The sequence below is a fragment of the Pseudomonas parakoreensis genome, from assembly GCF_021602155.1.
Lineage (GTDB): Bacteria > Pseudomonadota > Gammaproteobacteria > Pseudomonadales > Pseudomonadaceae > Aquipseudomonas > Aquipseudomonas parakoreensis.
Genome location: NZ_BQHY01000024.1, coordinates 1 through 15,166, shown reverse-complemented (window position 1 = coordinate 15,166; position 15,166 = coordinate 1). Strand labels below are relative to the sequence as shown.

The following is a 15,166-nucleotide window of genomic DNA, read 5'->3' as shown; positions in this document are numbered from 1 at the left end:
GCGCTACCGCCGCTTGCGCGAACCGATGCGAATCCAGGTCGGTGCATGGTCGCTGGCGTGCGGTTCGTTGCGCACCCAGGCGTCGACCCCGGCCTCGTGCAGGTAAGGGCTGAGTGCCGGGTTGAGCAGCAGATGATCAATACGCAGACCGGAGTTGGTTTGCCAATGCTGGCGGAAGTAATCCCAGAACGTGTAGAGGCGATCCTCGGGATACAGATGACGCAGCGAATCAGTCCAGCCCTGATCGAGCAGCCGTTGATAACACTCGCGGCTTTCGGGCTGCAGCAGCGCATCCTTGAGCCAGGAACGGGTGTTGTAGATGTCCATGTCGCTGGGCACCACGTTGTAATCGCCGGCCAGCACCACCGGATGATCGCTGCTTTGCAGATCCTTGGCGTAGCGGATCAGGCGTTCGAACCAGGCCAGTTTGTAATCGAACTTCGGCCCCGGCTGCGGATTGCCGTTGGGCAAGTACAGGCAGCCGACCAGCACGCCGTGCACCGCCGCCTCCAGATAACGACTGTGCTTGTCGTCGGGATCGCCCGGCAGACCACGACGGCTTTCCAGCGGCTGCGCATCGCGAGCGAGGATCGCCACGCCGTTCCATGACGCCTGACCGTGCCAGATCGCGCCGTAACCCGCCGCTTCGAGTTCGGCAGCCGGAAATGCACTGTCCACCGACTTGAGTTCCTGCAGGCAGGCAATGTCCGGCTGCTCGCGCTTGAGCCATTGCAGCAGGTTCGGTAACCGCGCACGCAAACCGTTGACGTTGAAGGTGGCAATCCGCAGGTTTTTCATCGTCCAGGCTCCGGCGAACAAGGTATGACAATTGTGACCCGGTGGCGGCGCCGCTGGTTGCATCGGATCAACCGCCTGCCGCGCAACAGGCGCTCACCTCTGGCCTGATTGCCGCGACCTGCCGCATGCTCAGTAAAGCTCAGGTCGCAACCGCTCGTCAGCCAGGTGGCACCAACGTTCAGGGCCGTCAGACCAAAGTCAGGTAACCGACCCTTTCTGGAGACGTACCATGACATCGCGCAAACTGACTTCGCTGTTGCTCGCCGGGCTGTTGACCTCCGCGTCGCTCGGCGCCTTTGCCGCCAATGACGGGGCAGATTCCTCAGGCACCCAATCCGGTGCGACAAGTGGCACCAACATGCCCCCCAACACCAATCCCGGAGCACCGAAAAACGGCGACAGTACCGATGGCGCCGGCAAGGGTACGGGCACTAACAGTGGCACCATGGGTTCTGGTTCGGGGGCGGGTGGCGGCACCGGCTCGGCCGGCGGCGGAACTGGCGGTGCCGGCGGTGGCACCGGCAGCTGAACGAACAAGCGTGACAGCTGGTGATCCGGCATAAAGCCAACAATCTGTGGCGCGGGAACCGGGCTCCTCGCCACGGATCAGGGGCGGGCCTTTAGCGATCCGAACGCATCAACTCGGCAACCTCCGATTCCAGCGACAACACCGCTGCGCGATTGCGCCCGGCGTTTTTCGCCTGATACAACGCCGCGTCGGCACGCTGGATAAATTCTTCCACGCTGTCGTTGCCGCTGGGCACAAACGCATAACAACCCAGGCTCACCGTGAGGTAGCCGGTCGGCGAACCGCTGTGGGTGATGCGCTTGTCCATCACGCTGCGGCGGATCTGCCCGGCAATCGCCAGCGTGCCGTTGATGTCAGTGTCCGGCAGCAGCACCGCGAACTCTTCGCCACCGTACCGTACTGCCAGGTCAGCCTTGCGCTGGCAACTGTTCTTCAGCACCTGGGCCACCTGGGTCAGGCAATGATCCCCCGCCACATGGCCGTAGGCATCGTTGTAGCGTTTGAAGAAGTCGATATCGAGCATGATCAGGCCGACCGGACTCGACTGCCGTGCACCGCGGGCGAATTCGATGTCCAGCGATTGCTCGAACAGCCGCCGGTTCGCCAGCCCGGTCAGGCTGTCATGAGTCGCAATCTGCTCCAGTGCGCGCTGTGCCTTGCGCAGGTTTTTCTCGATACGCTCACCGTCACGCACCTGATGAATGAACACCCAGCCGAACAGGCCGACGCCGAGAATCACCAGCGCCACAATCACGCTGGACTGAAAGGCCCGCTCGGACCAGCCCTTGAGAATCGTGTCGCGCGAAGAGGCGGACGCGACCACCAGCGGGTAAGCCGCCAACTGCCGGTAGCCATATAAACGCACCACGCCGTCGACCACTGATCTGATCATCGCCGTACCGGCCGGTGCTTCAGGCAGCAGTTTCTGATAGATCTTGCCCCGCGCCAGCGACGAGCCGATCAGGCTTTCGTCGAACGGTCGCCGGGCCAGCAAGGTGCCGTCCTTAAGGCCGAGAAACATGATGCCGTCGTCATCAATACTGAAGCTTTTGAAGAAGCGGTCGAAGTACGCCATCTTGATCCCGGCCATCAGCACGCCCTGAAAGTTGCCGGCGCGGTCATTGATGCGCTTCGAGATCGGAATGATCCACTCACCATTTTCCCGACTGCGGATCGCCGGGCCGATGTGCGCCACGGTAGAAACATTCTGTTGGTGAAACCTGAAGTACTCGCGGTCGGCCACGCCGTTGCCACGAGGCAGGTCCGGGAACGAGGTAATCACCCACTGCCCCTCGCGGTCGAACAGGAACATGCCGTGCAGCTGTTCCAGTTGCTGCACCCGGCGGGCAAAGGTTTTTTGCAGGCGTGGTCGCTGCGTGGCGCCATAACCATCGTCCTCGACCCAGTCGGCGAGACTGGTGAGCACCAGATCGGCAGCCAGAAACGTGTCTTCGGCCTGCTGCGCCATGGCTCGGGTCAAGTTGGTAGAGGCAACCTGCGCGTTCGCCAGATCCTGACGCCGCGTCTGCTCCAGCTGCAAATAAAGCAAGCCGGACAGGCACAGGCACACCGCAACGATGAACAGCGCTGCCGCCTTGCGCAACGGCAGGCGTTTAAGCGTGCCGGGAGTTTGATGCGGTTCGTGAATGGGGATTGGCAAAAACGTGTCCTGGGCAGGTACGACAGGGGCCGCAGCCCGAAACCCTTACTTTTTGTGAGCGTAGCCCACCGGGATGCGCACGGCAAACCCGCCGCGCCAACACACGCCCGCCCCGCTGTATCGGCGCGCGAGGGATTTGGATGAACGCCGCGCCGCGATTTATTTTCAGAGGTCGTTTTGCAGGTGATCGCCCTCGCGTATCTGCGCAGGGCATTCGCGCAGGGCACCAGTGGCAGCTATCGGGGTTTGTTGATTTCCCGCAGTAGATCCGCGACCGGCAGGTTCATGGTGTTTGAGTAGTAGGGTTTATAGCCGTACGCGGTGACGACGACTTTGCAGGGGATTTGTTGTTTGTTGGCGAGGAGTTGATTCAGCTCTGCCACCGAGAGATTTCTTTCAGAACTCCGGTTGCTTGAAGTTTCACTCAAGAATGCGCGAGTGAGATAGGAAAACTTGGCCTTGTTGTTTTCATTTTTTTCCGAGCGTATCAAACCGGTGGCGGAAAACTGTATGGCTTTGCCTACTGAGAAATCATGATCATCCGCCAATGCACAATGAAGCATGCCCGAAATCACCCCAACTCGCTCTCCGCGATCAAAAAGATCCAACACATCAACGTCCGACTGATACCGGATGACGTATAGCAGCGATTTTTCTCTTTCCACAGACTCGAAGCTCAGGTTTGCCGGAGGCTTTACGTGGTTCTTCGCACAACCAGAGCAAATAGCGAGTAAAACGCAAAGGAGTAGCCTGTACATCATGGAAACTCCTTCATGATTGAGTCAAAAAGCATATCGCCTGCCGGCTTGCCCCGGCGATACGGGCAGTAAACAACCCCAAAGCATTTGCATAATTTGTGTCTACATTGACGTTTAATGAAGGGCCAAAGGAGATAAGCCACTTTTCACCAATCCGTCGAAATTCACGTTCGGCGAGCCATTGGCAATCGGATTGGTGCCATGTCCCGGGAGTGGGCAGGCGGTCGGATCGGTGACGCGGGCGGCGGGTTTTCCGCTCATGAACAGCTCCTTGCCGTGTTGCGGGTCATCCTTTTGGGGGCGCAAGCATGCGTGAATTTCCAGGTTGCTTCAAACCTCCAGGCAAAAAAAGGCGCCCGATCGAGGCGCCTTTTTCATTCGCGTAAACCGCTCACATCAACGCGACGGTGGCACCCGAATATCCCCCGCCCGGCACTGGGTCTTCACGCCCTTGCCGCAAGCACCGAACTGCAGATCCTTGCCCATGCACACCCGCACTTCCGAGAGTTCCGGGCCGCTGCAGATCACCGCGATGCCATTGGCCGGGATGCCCGGGTTGGCCTTGCGGAACAGGTCGGCGATTTCCTGGGCTTCGAAATAATACGAGGAACTGAACGGCTGCAGCTCTTGCGGAATCTTCACCGCGCCCACCGCTTTGTCCGCCTCATCCAGATAGCCCATCGAGCCCAAACCGCTGCAAGTGCCGTGCTTGGACCATTCGTGATCAAGCAGTTTTTTGGTCGGGAACAGCGTCAGACCTTTGGTCGTCTCCGCCGCCGACAGCGTGGTCAAGGGTGGGCAGGATTCCGGCCAGCCGCCATTGGCGTATTGCGGCCACAAACCGTGCAGCACGAAGCCATAACCCTTGCCGGAACATTGCACGTCATCTTTGTGAGTGAGGCAAAAGGTCGGCGACCAGGACAGCGTCAGCAGGTAGTAATCGAACTGCCCCGCCACCGCTTCCGTTTGCACCTTGCTGGCGTGCGACTGACGCGCCGAACTCAGGCCGATGCTACCGGCCGTCAGCGCGATCAGCGCCAGAATTGTAAACAGCTTTTTCATGTACCCGCTCCTTGGGACGCCTGCGTCCGTGGTTTTTGATGCTGGCCAGACTTGACCAGCGCTGATTTCGCCATGCTTGTGTTGCAAGCGCATGACGCAAGGCAAGACCGTACGCCGTTGAAAGGTCTACGATTAACAGGCAGACATCAAACCAAGGGATCCGAAATGAGTAAAGCAGACGAACTCGCCGCCAAACTCAAGCAAACCCGGCACACCCACGCGGATGCCGCGCTGGAGATCGATTGCTGGCCGGCGCAGGTCTATGACCTGTACCACCGCATCGAGGCCTGGCTGCAGCCCGTCACCGAAGTCGGCCTGAAAATCCGCCGCAACCCGACCCACGTTTGCGAAAGCTCACCTGATGGCGAAAGCCACGATTATGCGATCGACCAACTGGTGATCGAAGCCAACCAGCAAACCCTGACCTTTGATCCCATCGCCCGGTTTACCGAGGACGGCGCCGGCCGCGTACAGATCACCCTGCCGGACCGCAACACCTCCCTGCTGCGCACCGTCGATGAACATCATGAAAGCCATTGGTGGTTGCAAACGGTGGAAACCGGGCAAGAACTGGATGCGATTGCGCTGACCGAGAACAATCTGTTGCAGGTGGTGCAGGAAGGTCTGGGCCTGTAACAGGAACGGGCAAACTGTCAAAACTGTAATCCCGCCCTCAGCCAACTGAAAGCCAGCGCTGGTTAGCCTCCCCGTCATGTTTCAAACGGGGACTTCCAGCGCATGCCTTCCAACACTTCAAGACGCACCTTCGTCAAAGGCCTGGCCGCCGGCGGCCTGCTCGGCGGCCTCGGTCTGTGGCGCGCGCCGGTCTGGGCGCTGAGCGGGCCAGGGCAGATCAATGAGCTGAGCGGCAGCGAGTTCGAGCTGTTCATCGGCGAAACCCCGGTCAACTTCACCGGCAGCCCGCGCACTGCGCTGACCATCAATGGCAGCCTGCCCGGTCCACTGTTGCGCTGGCGCGAAGGCGACACGGTGACGCTGCGGGTGCGTAATCGGCTCAAGGACAGCACTTCGATTCACTGGCACGGCATCCTGCTGCCGGCCAACATGGACGGCGTGCCGGGTCTGAGTTTTCACGGCATCGAACCGGGCGGCATGTACGTCTACCAGTTCAAGGTGCGGCAGCACGGCACTTACTGGTATCACAGCCACTCCGGCTTGCAGGAACAGGCCGGGGTCTACGGGCCGTTGGTGATCGATGCGAAAGAACCGGAGCCGTTCCACTACGACCGCGACTACGTGGTGATGCTCAGCGACTGGACCGACGATGACCCGGCCAGCCTGCTGAAAACCCTGAAAAAGCAGTCCGACTACTACAACTACCACAAGCGCACGGTTGGCGATTTCATCGACGACGTCAGCGACAAAGGCTGGGGTGCCACCGTCGCCGACCGCACGATGTGGGCCGAAATGAAGATGAACCCCACCGACATCGCCGACGTCAGTGGCGCCACCTACACCTTCCTGATCAACGGCCACGCTCCTGACTCGAATTGGACCGGCCTGTTTCGCCCCGGCGAAAAACTGCGCCTGCGCCTGATCAACGGCTCGGCCATGACCTACTTCGACGTGCGCATACCCGGGCTGAAAATGACCGTGGTGGCAGCAGACGGTTTGCACGTCAAACCGGTCAGCGTCGATGAACTGCGCATCGCGGTGGCGGAAACCTACGACGTGATCGTCGAGCCCGCCGCCGACGCTTATACCCTGTTCGCCCAGGCCATGGACCGCAGCGGTTACGCCCGCGCCACCCTCGCGTCCCGCGCCGGTCTGACGGCCCCGCTGCCAGCGCTGGATTCGCGCCCACGGGTGACCATGGACGACATGGGCATGGGTGGCATGGACCACGGCTCGATGGACATGAGCGACATGGCGGGCATGGACCACTCGGCGATGGGCCCGATGCAATCGCACCCCGCCAGCGAAAAAGACAACCCGCTGGTGGACATGCAAGCCATGACCCCCACACCGAAACTCGACGACCCCGGCCTCGGGCTGCGCAACAACGGTCGTCGCGTGCTGACTTACGCCGACCTGCGCAGCACCTTCGACGACCCGGATGGCCGCGATCCCGGGCGCACGCTCGAGCTGCACCTGACCGGGCACATGGAGAAGTTCGCCTGGTCGTTCAACGGCATCAAGTTCTCCGACGCCGAGCCGCTGCGCCTCAAGTACGGCGAGCGCATCCGTCTGGTGCTGGTCAACGACACGATGATGACCCACCCCATCCACCTGCACGGCATGTGGAGCGATCTGGAAGACGAAAACGGCAACTTCCAGGTGCGCAAACACACCATCGACATGCCTCCCGGTACCCGTCGCAGTTATCGGGTCACGGCCGATGCATTGGGCCGCTGGGCCTATCACTGCCATCTGCTTTATCACATGGAAACGGGCATGTTCCGCGAAGTGCGGGTGGAAGAATGAAGGGGCTGATGATGACTCGACTTGCAGCGTTCTCCGTGCTGTTCATCAGCGCCTCCGTCATGGCCGCCAACGACATGCAAGGCATGGATCACAGCCAGATGCCCGGCATGGATCACTCGATGCAAAGCATGGACGACGGCATGATGCAGCCTGCCGCCCCCACTGAAAGCCGCACGCCGATCCCGGCGCTGACCGACGCCGACCGCGCCGCCGTGTTCGCCAGCCCCGGCGGCCATCAGGTGCATGACAGCGCGATCAACAGTTACTTCCTCGCCGACAAACTTGAGTGGCAAAACGCCGATGACGGCAGCGCTTTGGCCTGGGATCTGTCCGGCTGGATCGGCGGCGACATCGATCGCCTGTGGCTGCGGTCCGAAGGCGAACGCAGCAACGGCAAGACCGAGGACGCCGAGCTCCAGGCATTGTGGGGTCATGCGATTTCGCCTTGGTGGGACGTGGTCAGCGGCGTGCGTCAGGACTTCAAACCCGGCGCCGCACAAACCTGGGCCGCGTTCGGTCTGCAGGGCATGGCGCTGTACAACTTCGAGGCCGAGGCCACGGCGTTTCTCGGTGAGGGCGGACAAAGCGCGCTGCGGCTGGAAGGCGACTACGACATTCTGCTGACCAACCGGCTGATCCTGCAGCCCACTGCCGAACTCAACGTCTACGGCAAAAACGACCCGCAACGGGGCCTTGGTTCCGGCCTGTCGAACACTGAAGCCGGCCTGCGCCTGCGCTACGAAATCCGCCGCGAATTTGCGCCGTACCTCGGCGTGACGTGGAACCGCACCTACGGCAACACCGCCGATTACGCCCGCGAAGAAGGCGAAAGTCGCAGCGAAGCACGCCTCGTACTCGGTGTGCGGCTGTGGTTTTGAATCCCATTAAAAAACAACCCGGAGTCTTGCATGCGCACATTGAATATCACCTTGGCACTCGCCAGCGGATTGCTCTTGAGCACCCTCGCCCAGGCCCACCCGAAACTGCTGTCATCAACCCCGGCCGAAGGTGCTGACGGCGCAGCGCCGGACAAGATCGAGCTGCACTTTTCCGAAAACCTGTTGACCCGGTTCTCCGGTGCCAAACTGGTGATGACCGAGATGCCCGGCATGGCCCATTCACCGATGCCGATGAAGGCCAGAGTCAGCGCTGGCAGCGACCCGAAATCCATGCTCGTCACCCCGCTCGCGCCGTTGCCCGCCGGCACCTACCAGGTCGAGTGGCGTGCGGTGTCGTCAGATACGCACCCGATCACCGGCAACGTCACGTTCAAAGTGAAGTGAGCGATGGCTGAACTGATCAACATCATTCTGCGCCTGGCGTTGTATGTGGATTTGCTGCTGTTGTTCGGGGTGGGGTTGTTTACGCTGTACAGCGCCAACGCCGACCTGCGCTCTGGCCCGATGCTGCGTGGACTGGCGTTGATCGGGGCACTGCTGTCAGTGGCTGGACTGGTGCTGATGACGAGCACCATGAGTGGCGAAACCGAACTCGCCGCGCTCTGGCCGCATCTGCAGATGATGCTGCTGGAAACGGACGTCGGGTTGGCGTGGGCGCTGCGCATGATTGCGCTGATCGTGGTGCTGATTCAGCCGGGGAAGTGGCTCGCGTCGACGGCCGGCGCGGTTGTCCTCAGCTCCCTTGCGTGGAGTGGGCACGGGGCCATGGACGAGGGCTCGCTGCGGGTCTGGCATTTCCTCAGCGACATCCTGCATCTGCTGGCGGCGGGTGCGTGGTTGGGGGGGATGCTGGCGCTGGTGTTGCTGGCGCGGGGTCGCGTGGATGAAGCGCGGATTCGCCTGCTGGCCGACGCGGTGAAACGCTTCGAATGGGTCGGCGCGACGATTGTGCTGACGCTCTCAGTGAGCGGCGTGGTGAATTACCTGTTCATCGTCGGCCCGAGGCTGGATGACATGCTGCTCGGCACTTACGGCGTGTTGTTGGCGATCAAGGTTGCGCTGTTTGCCGGGATGCTGGTGTTGGCCGCGCTGAACCGCTTCCACCTTGGGCCGGCGCTGGAGCGATCGCTACGCGATGGACAGCACGTCATCGCGGCGAACGCACTCAGACGCAGTGTGCTGCTGGAACTGGGCTTGGCCCTGCTGATCGTGGCGCTGGTGGCGTGGCTCGGCACGTTGAGTCCGGACGCGGGATGACACCCGCGAAGGCCTTTCACTACACTGGCTCACCGTCCTCTGCAGAAGCGCAATGTTCATGACTATTCTAAAAAGCACGATGATCCTTTGCGGCACGCTGGCCCTGGCCGCGGGTGTGCAAGCCCAGGAAGCCACTTCGCACCTCGACAGCATTCAGCAACAAGGCCAACTGCGCGTCTGCACCACCGGCGACTACAAGCCCTACACCTTCAAGCGCGCCGACGGCGACTTCGAGGGCATCGACATCGCCATGGCGCGCTCGCTGGCCGACAGCCTCGGGGTCAAAGTCGAGTGGGTGCAGACCACCTGGAAAACCCTGATGTCGGAGATGCAGGCTGGCAAGTGCGACATTGGCATGGGCGGCATTTCGGTGACGCTGGAACGGCAGAAAAAAGCCTTCTTCAGCAACACCCTCGACAGCGACGGCAAGATCCCGCTGGTACGCTGCGCCGACCAAGGCAAATACCAGACCATCGAGCAGATCAACCAGCCAGACGTGCGCCTGGTGGAACCGGCCGGCGGTACCAACGAAGCCTTCGTCCACGCCTTCCTGCCCAAGGCCCGACTGGCCCTGCACGACAACGTGACGATCTTCCAGCAACTGCTCGACAACCAGGCCGACGTGATGATCACCGACGCCTCGGAAGCGCTGTATCAGCAGAAACTCAAACCGGGGTTGTGTGCGGTGAATCCACATCAGTACATGCAGTATGGCGAGAAGGCGTATCTGCTGCCGCGCGATGACATCAGCTGGAAGCTGTACGTCGATCAGTGGCTGCATTTGAGCAAAGTCACTGGCAGTTATCAGAAGGTCATTGGTGAGTGGCTGGCAGTGCCGCAGTAATCGTCCAGGCACAAACAGTTGTGGCGAGGGAGCTTGCTTCTGCTGGACTGCGCAGCAGGCCTTCTTTTGAGGCGCCGCTTCGCGCCGCAGCGGGAGCAAGCTCCCTCGCCACAGGTTCAGCCTCGATTTTGATCAATCATCATGCAACATCCCGGAACTGTACTGATTCAAGCTGCTGCCAATGCTGTTGCCGCCAAACTTCAGGGTCGTGGCATGACTGCGCCCTTCGGGCGACTGACAATCCGCAGAAAAACAACTGGTGGTGGTCAAGCCACCGGCGCCCGAACAGGCACTCAATACCGAAACAGTTGCAGCGATCAACAGCACTTTGACGACAGCGGCGCGCATGGTACGGCTCCCCTTGGGATGATCTTGTGCAAACATCCTAGGCGTTCACCGCACCCGGCAAGATGAAACCTGGCTGATCGACAGCACGGGTTCAGCTTCGCATCAAACCGTCCGCCACGCCCCGGCCGGAATCTGCGCCATCGCCTCGAACGCCGGTTTGGCGAACCAGAATCCCTGCATCAGATAAATCCCGCAATCAGCGAGGAAATCGCGCTCTTCCGGATGTTCGATGCCCTCGGCAATCACCTCGATCCCCAGTTCGGTACACATGCCTACCACGCCCCGCACAATCGCCTGACGTACGCGGTCGCGGTGAATACCGCGTATCAGCGCCATGTCCAGTTTGATCAGATCCGGTTGAAAGTCCGCCAGCAGATTCAGCCCGGAATACCCCGCACCGAAGTCATCGATGGCGGTCTTGAAGCCAAACTCGCGGTACTCGCGCAAGATATTCATCAAGTGCTTGTTGCTTTCGACGTGCTCGCCCTCGACCGCTTCGAAGATCAGCCGCTCAAGCGGAAACGCATGCGCACGCGCCGCCTCCAGCGTGCTGCGAATGCACAGGTCCGGACGATAAACGGCGTTCGGCAGGAAGTTGATCGAGAGAAAACCGGTGAGGCCCAACTGCGCGGCGGTGGAGATCGCCCGCACGCGGCACAGTTGATCGAAGCGATAGCGGTTCTGGTCATCGACCTGCTGCAGCACCGACAGCGCCCCTTCGCCCTGCACGCCCCGGACCAACGCCTCGTGGGCGAAGGTCGATTGATCACGCACATCGACAATCGGCTGGAACGCGAAGGAGAACGCCATGTCGGCCTCGCCTTTTTGCCGGCAGCCTTGGCACCCCCCGCTGGGCTGGGGGAAAACTGGAGTTTTGGTCATGACGCCCCCTGAGAGCGGGTTGCAACCATCCATGGCCCAGAAAAAAATCACTGCACGGACCGGGTGGCGCCGCGTGGCGGCCCCCGCTTATACAGGCTGACCGGTCAATTCCGGCCAAGTTCATTGCGAAATGCCATCAGGTGCGGAAATGCGCCGTCATGCGTTGCAAATCCTGCCCCAGCGACGCCAGTTCAAGGGTCGCTGCAGCACTTTCTTCGCTGGCGACGGCCGACTGATCGGCCACATCGCGCACACTGACGATGCTGCGATTGATCTCATCGGCCACCGCGCTTTGCTGCTCGGCGGCGGCGGAAATCTGCAGGCTCATTTGCTGGATCGTACCGATCGACTGGTTGATCTCGGTGATCGCCTGCTCGGCCTTCTGCGCCAGCACCACGGTGTCCAGCGTGCGTTCGCGGCTGGATGTCATCAGTGTAGAGGCCGCTTGCGTGCCCTGCTGCAAGGTGACAATCAGCGCTTCGATTTCCTTGGTCGAATCCTGGGTGCGCTGCGCCAGCGAACGCACTTCATCGGCAACCACGGCAAAACCACGGCCCTGCTCCCCCGCCCGCGCCGCTTCAATCGCCGCGTTCAGCGCCAACAGGTTGGTCTGCTCGGCGACAGCCTTGATCACATCGATGACCTTGCCGATCTGCTCACTGTCCTGGGACAGCACGTTCATTGCCGCGCCCAAGTCCTCGATCGCCACCGACAGCTCGCTGATCTGCACAGTCGCCTGCTTGACCACCGCACTGCCGTGACGCGCCTGCTGATCGGCCAGGGTCGCGGCGGCCGATGCGTCGGTGGTGTTGCGTGCGACTTCCTGCACCGTCGAGGCCATTTCGTGCATCGCCGTGGCGACCTGATCGACCTCGACCTTCTGCTGGCGCACACCGGCGCTGGTCTGCTCGCTCATCGCCGAAAGCTTCTCGGCCGACGTCGAAATATGCGTCACGCCGTTACCGATCCCCTGCACCAGTGTGTTGAGACTTTGCGCCATGTCCTGCATCGCGTTTTGCAGATCGCCCAACTCATCCTTGCGGCTGGATTTGGCTTGTACCGTCAGATCGCCCTTGGCAATCCGCCGCGCCAGTTCCACCGTCAGCGCCAGCGGCCCGGTGATCTGCCGCGAGATCAACACCGCAGCCAACAAACCGACTACCAGCGCCAGCACGGTCAGCACGGCAATCTGGATAAACGCACGATGTTGATCGTCCCGCGCCAGACGCTGCTGGGTGTCCATCAGCCCGGTCATGATGCTGTCCATCGCCTGGCTCTGTTGATCCACCTGCTGGCGCAGGCTCTGCTTCTGCTCGAACAGCGCGGCAACCTCCACCAGCACCTCGCGATAACGCCGGATCCCGGCCTGCGCCTCCTCAAGCTGACTCGACAGGGCCGCCGGCAACCCGCTGCGCGCCTTGCCCATGTCCGTCAGAAACGTATCGGTGGTGTCCAGCAGCACCTGCTTGTTGGCCTCGCTCGGCACCGCGATATAACGCCGCAGCATCAGCCGAAACATCGTCATGCCATTGCGCAGATCCGCCACCGTGCGCAAGTCCGCCACCCGCGCACTGTCGGCTGACGCCAACGCACTGGCCGTGGCGCTCTCGAACAGCCTGTTGAAGGTCTCGGCGTACTTGTCCGACATCGCCCCCAACGGTTTCAGCGCTTCGCTGGTCGCCTTATCCGCCTCGACCAGGCGCTTGACCTGCTGATCGTAAGCCAGCGTGGTTTCCTGCAAACGCTTCAAGGCCTGCTGGTTTTCCGCCCGCGTCAGGGTCTGCAACGCCTTGGCGATCAGCCCTTGCAACACCGTCAGCCGCGACTGATAAGCCTCGGCAAACGCCGCATCCGCCGCCGCCTCGTACTGCTTCTCCGACAACCGCATGTCCTGCGACGCATCGTTGAGCGTGCCGATCAGACGCGTGGTGTCCAGGCGATCCACCAACACATTGCTGCTGCTGTAGCCAATGAAGGCCACCGCCCCCACCGCCAGCAACAGAACGCCAAACCCGGCCCCCAACTTTCGGGAAACCTTGATGTTGCCCAGAAAACTCGATGCTTCTGCCATGTTCAGCCTCTAACGCCCTGACGCGATTCAGCGTCAGGCACATAAAGTAGATCTCTGATAACCGGAGTTACCGCTCATATTCGGGGGCGTCATCCTGAGCAAATGGCGGACAGCTCCAACTGTCCCGGCTGCAACAGACTGACGCGAAGAACCGTACCGACGGCGCACGCACCAGCGGACAAATCCAGGGTTTGCGCTGGATTTATCGTTTCAGCAGAGGTGTTGGAGCAGATGCTATAAATTTTGGGAAAAGTTGTACAACTTTATATTTTTGTATAGTCGTTGAACTTTTTTGAGCGCGTGATGACGCATTGCCATCATTTTTTGTGGCACATCGCTATTGCTGTGGAAGAGGGCTGAAACCCGCCATTTTCGGCGGTTGTGTTGCGCATCGCTGAGCGCCCTCTACGACCACCACATCAGCGCTCGCCACGGAGGGCTCAGCGCTGGCCATGTCTGGCTGGCCGGAGTGAGGTAGTGATCGAGGGCGCGTTCGGCGGCTTCGTGGAGTTTGCGAGAATCGAGCGATTCGTTTGGGGGATGCGGGGTCGGATTCGGGTAGGTTGGGCGTTACTGTAACTGACAGTCCTTCTACCATGAATCCAGTTGCGTTGGTTTCACCGGCCGCATCAGAGAGGAGATCGTCTACCTCATTCTCAAAGGCGGGATACACGTCATCTTCATAGATTGAATAATGGGGACAGATTTATTTATCGCCAAAAAATGAGCAAACAAATCTGTCCCTTTTCTATTGCTGGCGAGGCGTGTTACACGTCAAAGCATCGAGCTTAGAAAGATTCGACTGGTTTTTTGGCCTGCTCAACAAGTTTGTTCTCGTCAAGTTTCGGGAAAGAAAACTTGATCATGATGACCGATTCCTCGCCCTCGCCCGTGACAATCAGATCAGCCCCCCTGACATTTGCAGGCGCGGCTGCCATCAAACTAGTAACACTGGGTGTGCCTTTGATTGAGGCAGCGCCCTCAATAAACGAGTAGGTCAGATTATTGGCGTTTAGAGCGACACTTTCGTAGTTGGTGAGTTTAGCGGTGTACTCATCCTTGCTTTTAGCTTTAGCCGCCAGATCGACGAGATCCAACATGGATTTGCCGTCAGCCAGTGCGACCAGACCGAACGACTTGGCCAGAGCACCGATGGCACGCCCGAAGAGTTCACGCTCATAGGGCGCAAACAGTGAAACCATAATCAGCTTGTCACTGCTGAACACCAGGCCGGCGGTGAATTTCTGATCAATGAAATCCACGTCATCAATACACCGGGCGGGCGCGCCCACCTCTGCCGAGCAGTCATAGTAACCACCTGCCTCGGTGTATTTCGTGATGGGCGTGTCGTAAGCGTAGCTCTTGAACAGGTTGTCAGCTGCAACGGCATTCTGCATAGCGCCAACGACGCCGGTCAGGCAAAGCACTAACGCATGGATTTTTTTGGACATGGATTCCGTTCCTGCAAGGATGTGGACATTGATAGCCACATGCTATCAATCCTGCGGCAGATTTGTCTCGCTCAATCCGGTGCAGGTTGAGCGAGCTCAGCAGATCTGGAAATCGGACGCTGTAAACCCACTCTGCCATTCCTCCCCCAAACCCCCTCCTCC

General features: G+C 60.4%; 15 protein-coding genes and 2 pseudogenes. 7 read left to right on the top strand and 10 right to left on the bottom strand.

Features of this window, described 5'->3' with window-relative positions; all coding sequences use genetic code 11:
* Positions 1–3: 3 nt before the first annotated feature.
* Positions 4–798: an exodeoxyribonuclease III gene (locus L6D63_RS25785; RefSeq protein ID WP_095668805.1), complete on the bottom strand. Its 795-nt coding sequence runs from the start codon at positions 796–798 to the stop codon at positions 4–6.
* A gap of 229 nt (positions 799–1,027) precedes the next feature.
* On the opposite strand from L6D63_RS25785, the gene L6D63_RS25780 reads away from it, so the two are divergent.
* Entirely contained in the window at positions 1,028–1,327 is a 300-nt protein-coding gene (locus L6D63_RS25780) for a hypothetical protein (protein ID WP_047293181.1), read from the top strand.
* Positions 1,328–1,418: 91 nt separating this feature from the next.
* On the opposite strand, the gene L6D63_RS25775 is transcribed toward L6D63_RS25780, so the two are convergent.
* The 4 genes and pseudogenes from L6D63_RS25775 to L6D63_RS25760 form a co-directional block, all read right to left on the bottom strand.
* Positions 1,419–2,987 (bottom strand): sensor domain-containing diguanylate cyclase, encoded by a 1,569-nt coding sequence (locus tag L6D63_RS25775; RefSeq protein ID WP_131671797.1) that lies wholly within the window; start codon positions 2,985–2,987, stop codon positions 1,419–1,421.
* Positions 2,988–3,223: 236 nt separating this feature from the next.
* Positions 3,224–3,748, bottom strand: coding sequence for a hypothetical protein (locus tag L6D63_RS25770; protein ID WP_047293179.1), 525 nt, complete (start codon positions 3,746–3,748; stop codon positions 3,224–3,226).
* Between the two features lie 147 nt (positions 3,749–3,895).
* A pseudogene (locus tag L6D63_RS25765) lies at positions 3,896–4,006 on the bottom strand (PAAR domain-containing protein); the annotation flags it as partial.
* 135 nt (positions 4,007–4,141) lie between these two features.
* Positions 4,142–4,807, bottom strand: coding sequence for a ribonuclease T2 (locus L6D63_RS25760; RefSeq protein WP_047293178.1), 666 nt, complete (start codon positions 4,805–4,807; stop codon positions 4,142–4,144).
* 165 nt (positions 4,808–4,972) lie between these two features.
* Between L6D63_RS25760 and L6D63_RS25755 the strand changes: the two genes are divergently transcribed.
* From L6D63_RS25755 to L6D63_RS25730, 6 genes are all read left to right on the top strand, one after another.
* Positions 4,973–5,443 carry a hypothetical protein gene (locus L6D63_RS25755; RefSeq protein WP_047293177.1) on the top strand — a complete coding sequence of 157 codons (471 nt, stop codon included), beginning with the start codon at positions 4,973–4,975 and terminating at the stop codon, positions 5,441–5,443.
* A gap of 102 nt (positions 5,444–5,545) precedes the next feature.
* Positions 5,546–7,252 (top strand): copper resistance system multicopper oxidase, encoded by a 1,707-nt coding sequence (locus tag L6D63_RS25750; RefSeq protein WP_131671798.1) that lies wholly within the window; start codon positions 5,546–5,548, stop codon positions 7,250–7,252.
* 11 nt (positions 7,253–7,263) lie between these two features.
* Positions 7,264–8,130: a copper resistance protein B gene (locus L6D63_RS25745; RefSeq protein ID WP_131671831.1), complete on the top strand. Its 867-nt coding sequence runs from the start codon at positions 7,264–7,266 to the stop codon at positions 8,128–8,130.
* A gap of 30 nt (positions 8,131–8,160) precedes the next feature.
* Positions 8,161–8,535, top strand: coding sequence for a copper homeostasis periplasmic binding protein CopC (gene copC / locus L6D63_RS25740; RefSeq protein WP_131671799.1), 375 nt, complete (start codon positions 8,161–8,163; stop codon positions 8,533–8,535).
* A gap of 3 nt (positions 8,536–8,538) precedes the next feature.
* Positions 8,539–9,408 carry a copper homeostasis membrane protein CopD gene (copD, locus tag L6D63_RS25735; RefSeq protein ID WP_131671800.1) on the top strand — a complete coding sequence of 290 codons (870 nt, stop codon included), beginning with the start codon at positions 8,539–8,541 and terminating at the stop codon, positions 9,406–9,408.
* Between the two features lie 58 nt (positions 9,409–9,466).
* The gene (locus tag L6D63_RS25730) at positions 9,467–10,252 is read left to right on the top strand and encodes a transporter substrate-binding domain-containing protein (RefSeq protein ID WP_131671801.1); all 786 of its coding nucleotides are present in this window, start codon (positions 9,467–9,469) and stop codon (positions 10,250–10,252) included.
* 132 nt (positions 10,253–10,384) lie between these two features.
* On the opposite strand, the gene L6D63_RS25725 is transcribed toward L6D63_RS25730, so the two are convergent.
* The 5 genes and pseudogenes from L6D63_RS25725 to L6D63_RS25710 form a co-directional block, all read right to left on the bottom strand.
* On the bottom strand, positions 10,385–10,600 hold the full coding sequence (locus L6D63_RS25725) for a hypothetical protein (RefSeq protein ID WP_047293172.1): 216 nt from the start codon (positions 10,598–10,600) through the stop codon (positions 10,385–10,387).
* Positions 10,601–10,702: 102 nt separating this feature from the next.
* Positions 10,703–11,482: a S6 modification regulatory phosphodiesterase RimA gene (gene rimA / locus L6D63_RS25720; RefSeq protein WP_131671802.1), complete on the bottom strand. Its 780-nt coding sequence runs from the start codon at positions 11,480–11,482 to the stop codon at positions 10,703–10,705.
* Positions 11,483–11,618: 136 nt separating this feature from the next.
* Positions 11,619–12,398 carry a methyl-accepting chemotaxis protein gene (locus tag L6D63_RS28880; RefSeq protein ID WP_371260353.1) on the bottom strand — a complete coding sequence of 260 codons (780 nt, stop codon included), beginning with the start codon at positions 12,396–12,398 and terminating at the stop codon, positions 11,619–11,621.
* Between the two features lie 78 nt (positions 12,399–12,476).
* Positions 12,477–13,553 (bottom strand): annotated as a pseudogene (locus tag L6D63_RS28875) (methyl-accepting chemotaxis protein); the annotation flags it as partial.
* Positions 13,554–14,341: 788 nt separating this feature from the next.
* Positions 14,342–15,004, bottom strand: coding sequence for a hypothetical protein (locus L6D63_RS25710; protein WP_131671804.1), 663 nt, complete (start codon positions 15,002–15,004; stop codon positions 14,342–14,344).
* Positions 15,005–15,166: the final 162 nt, after the last annotated feature.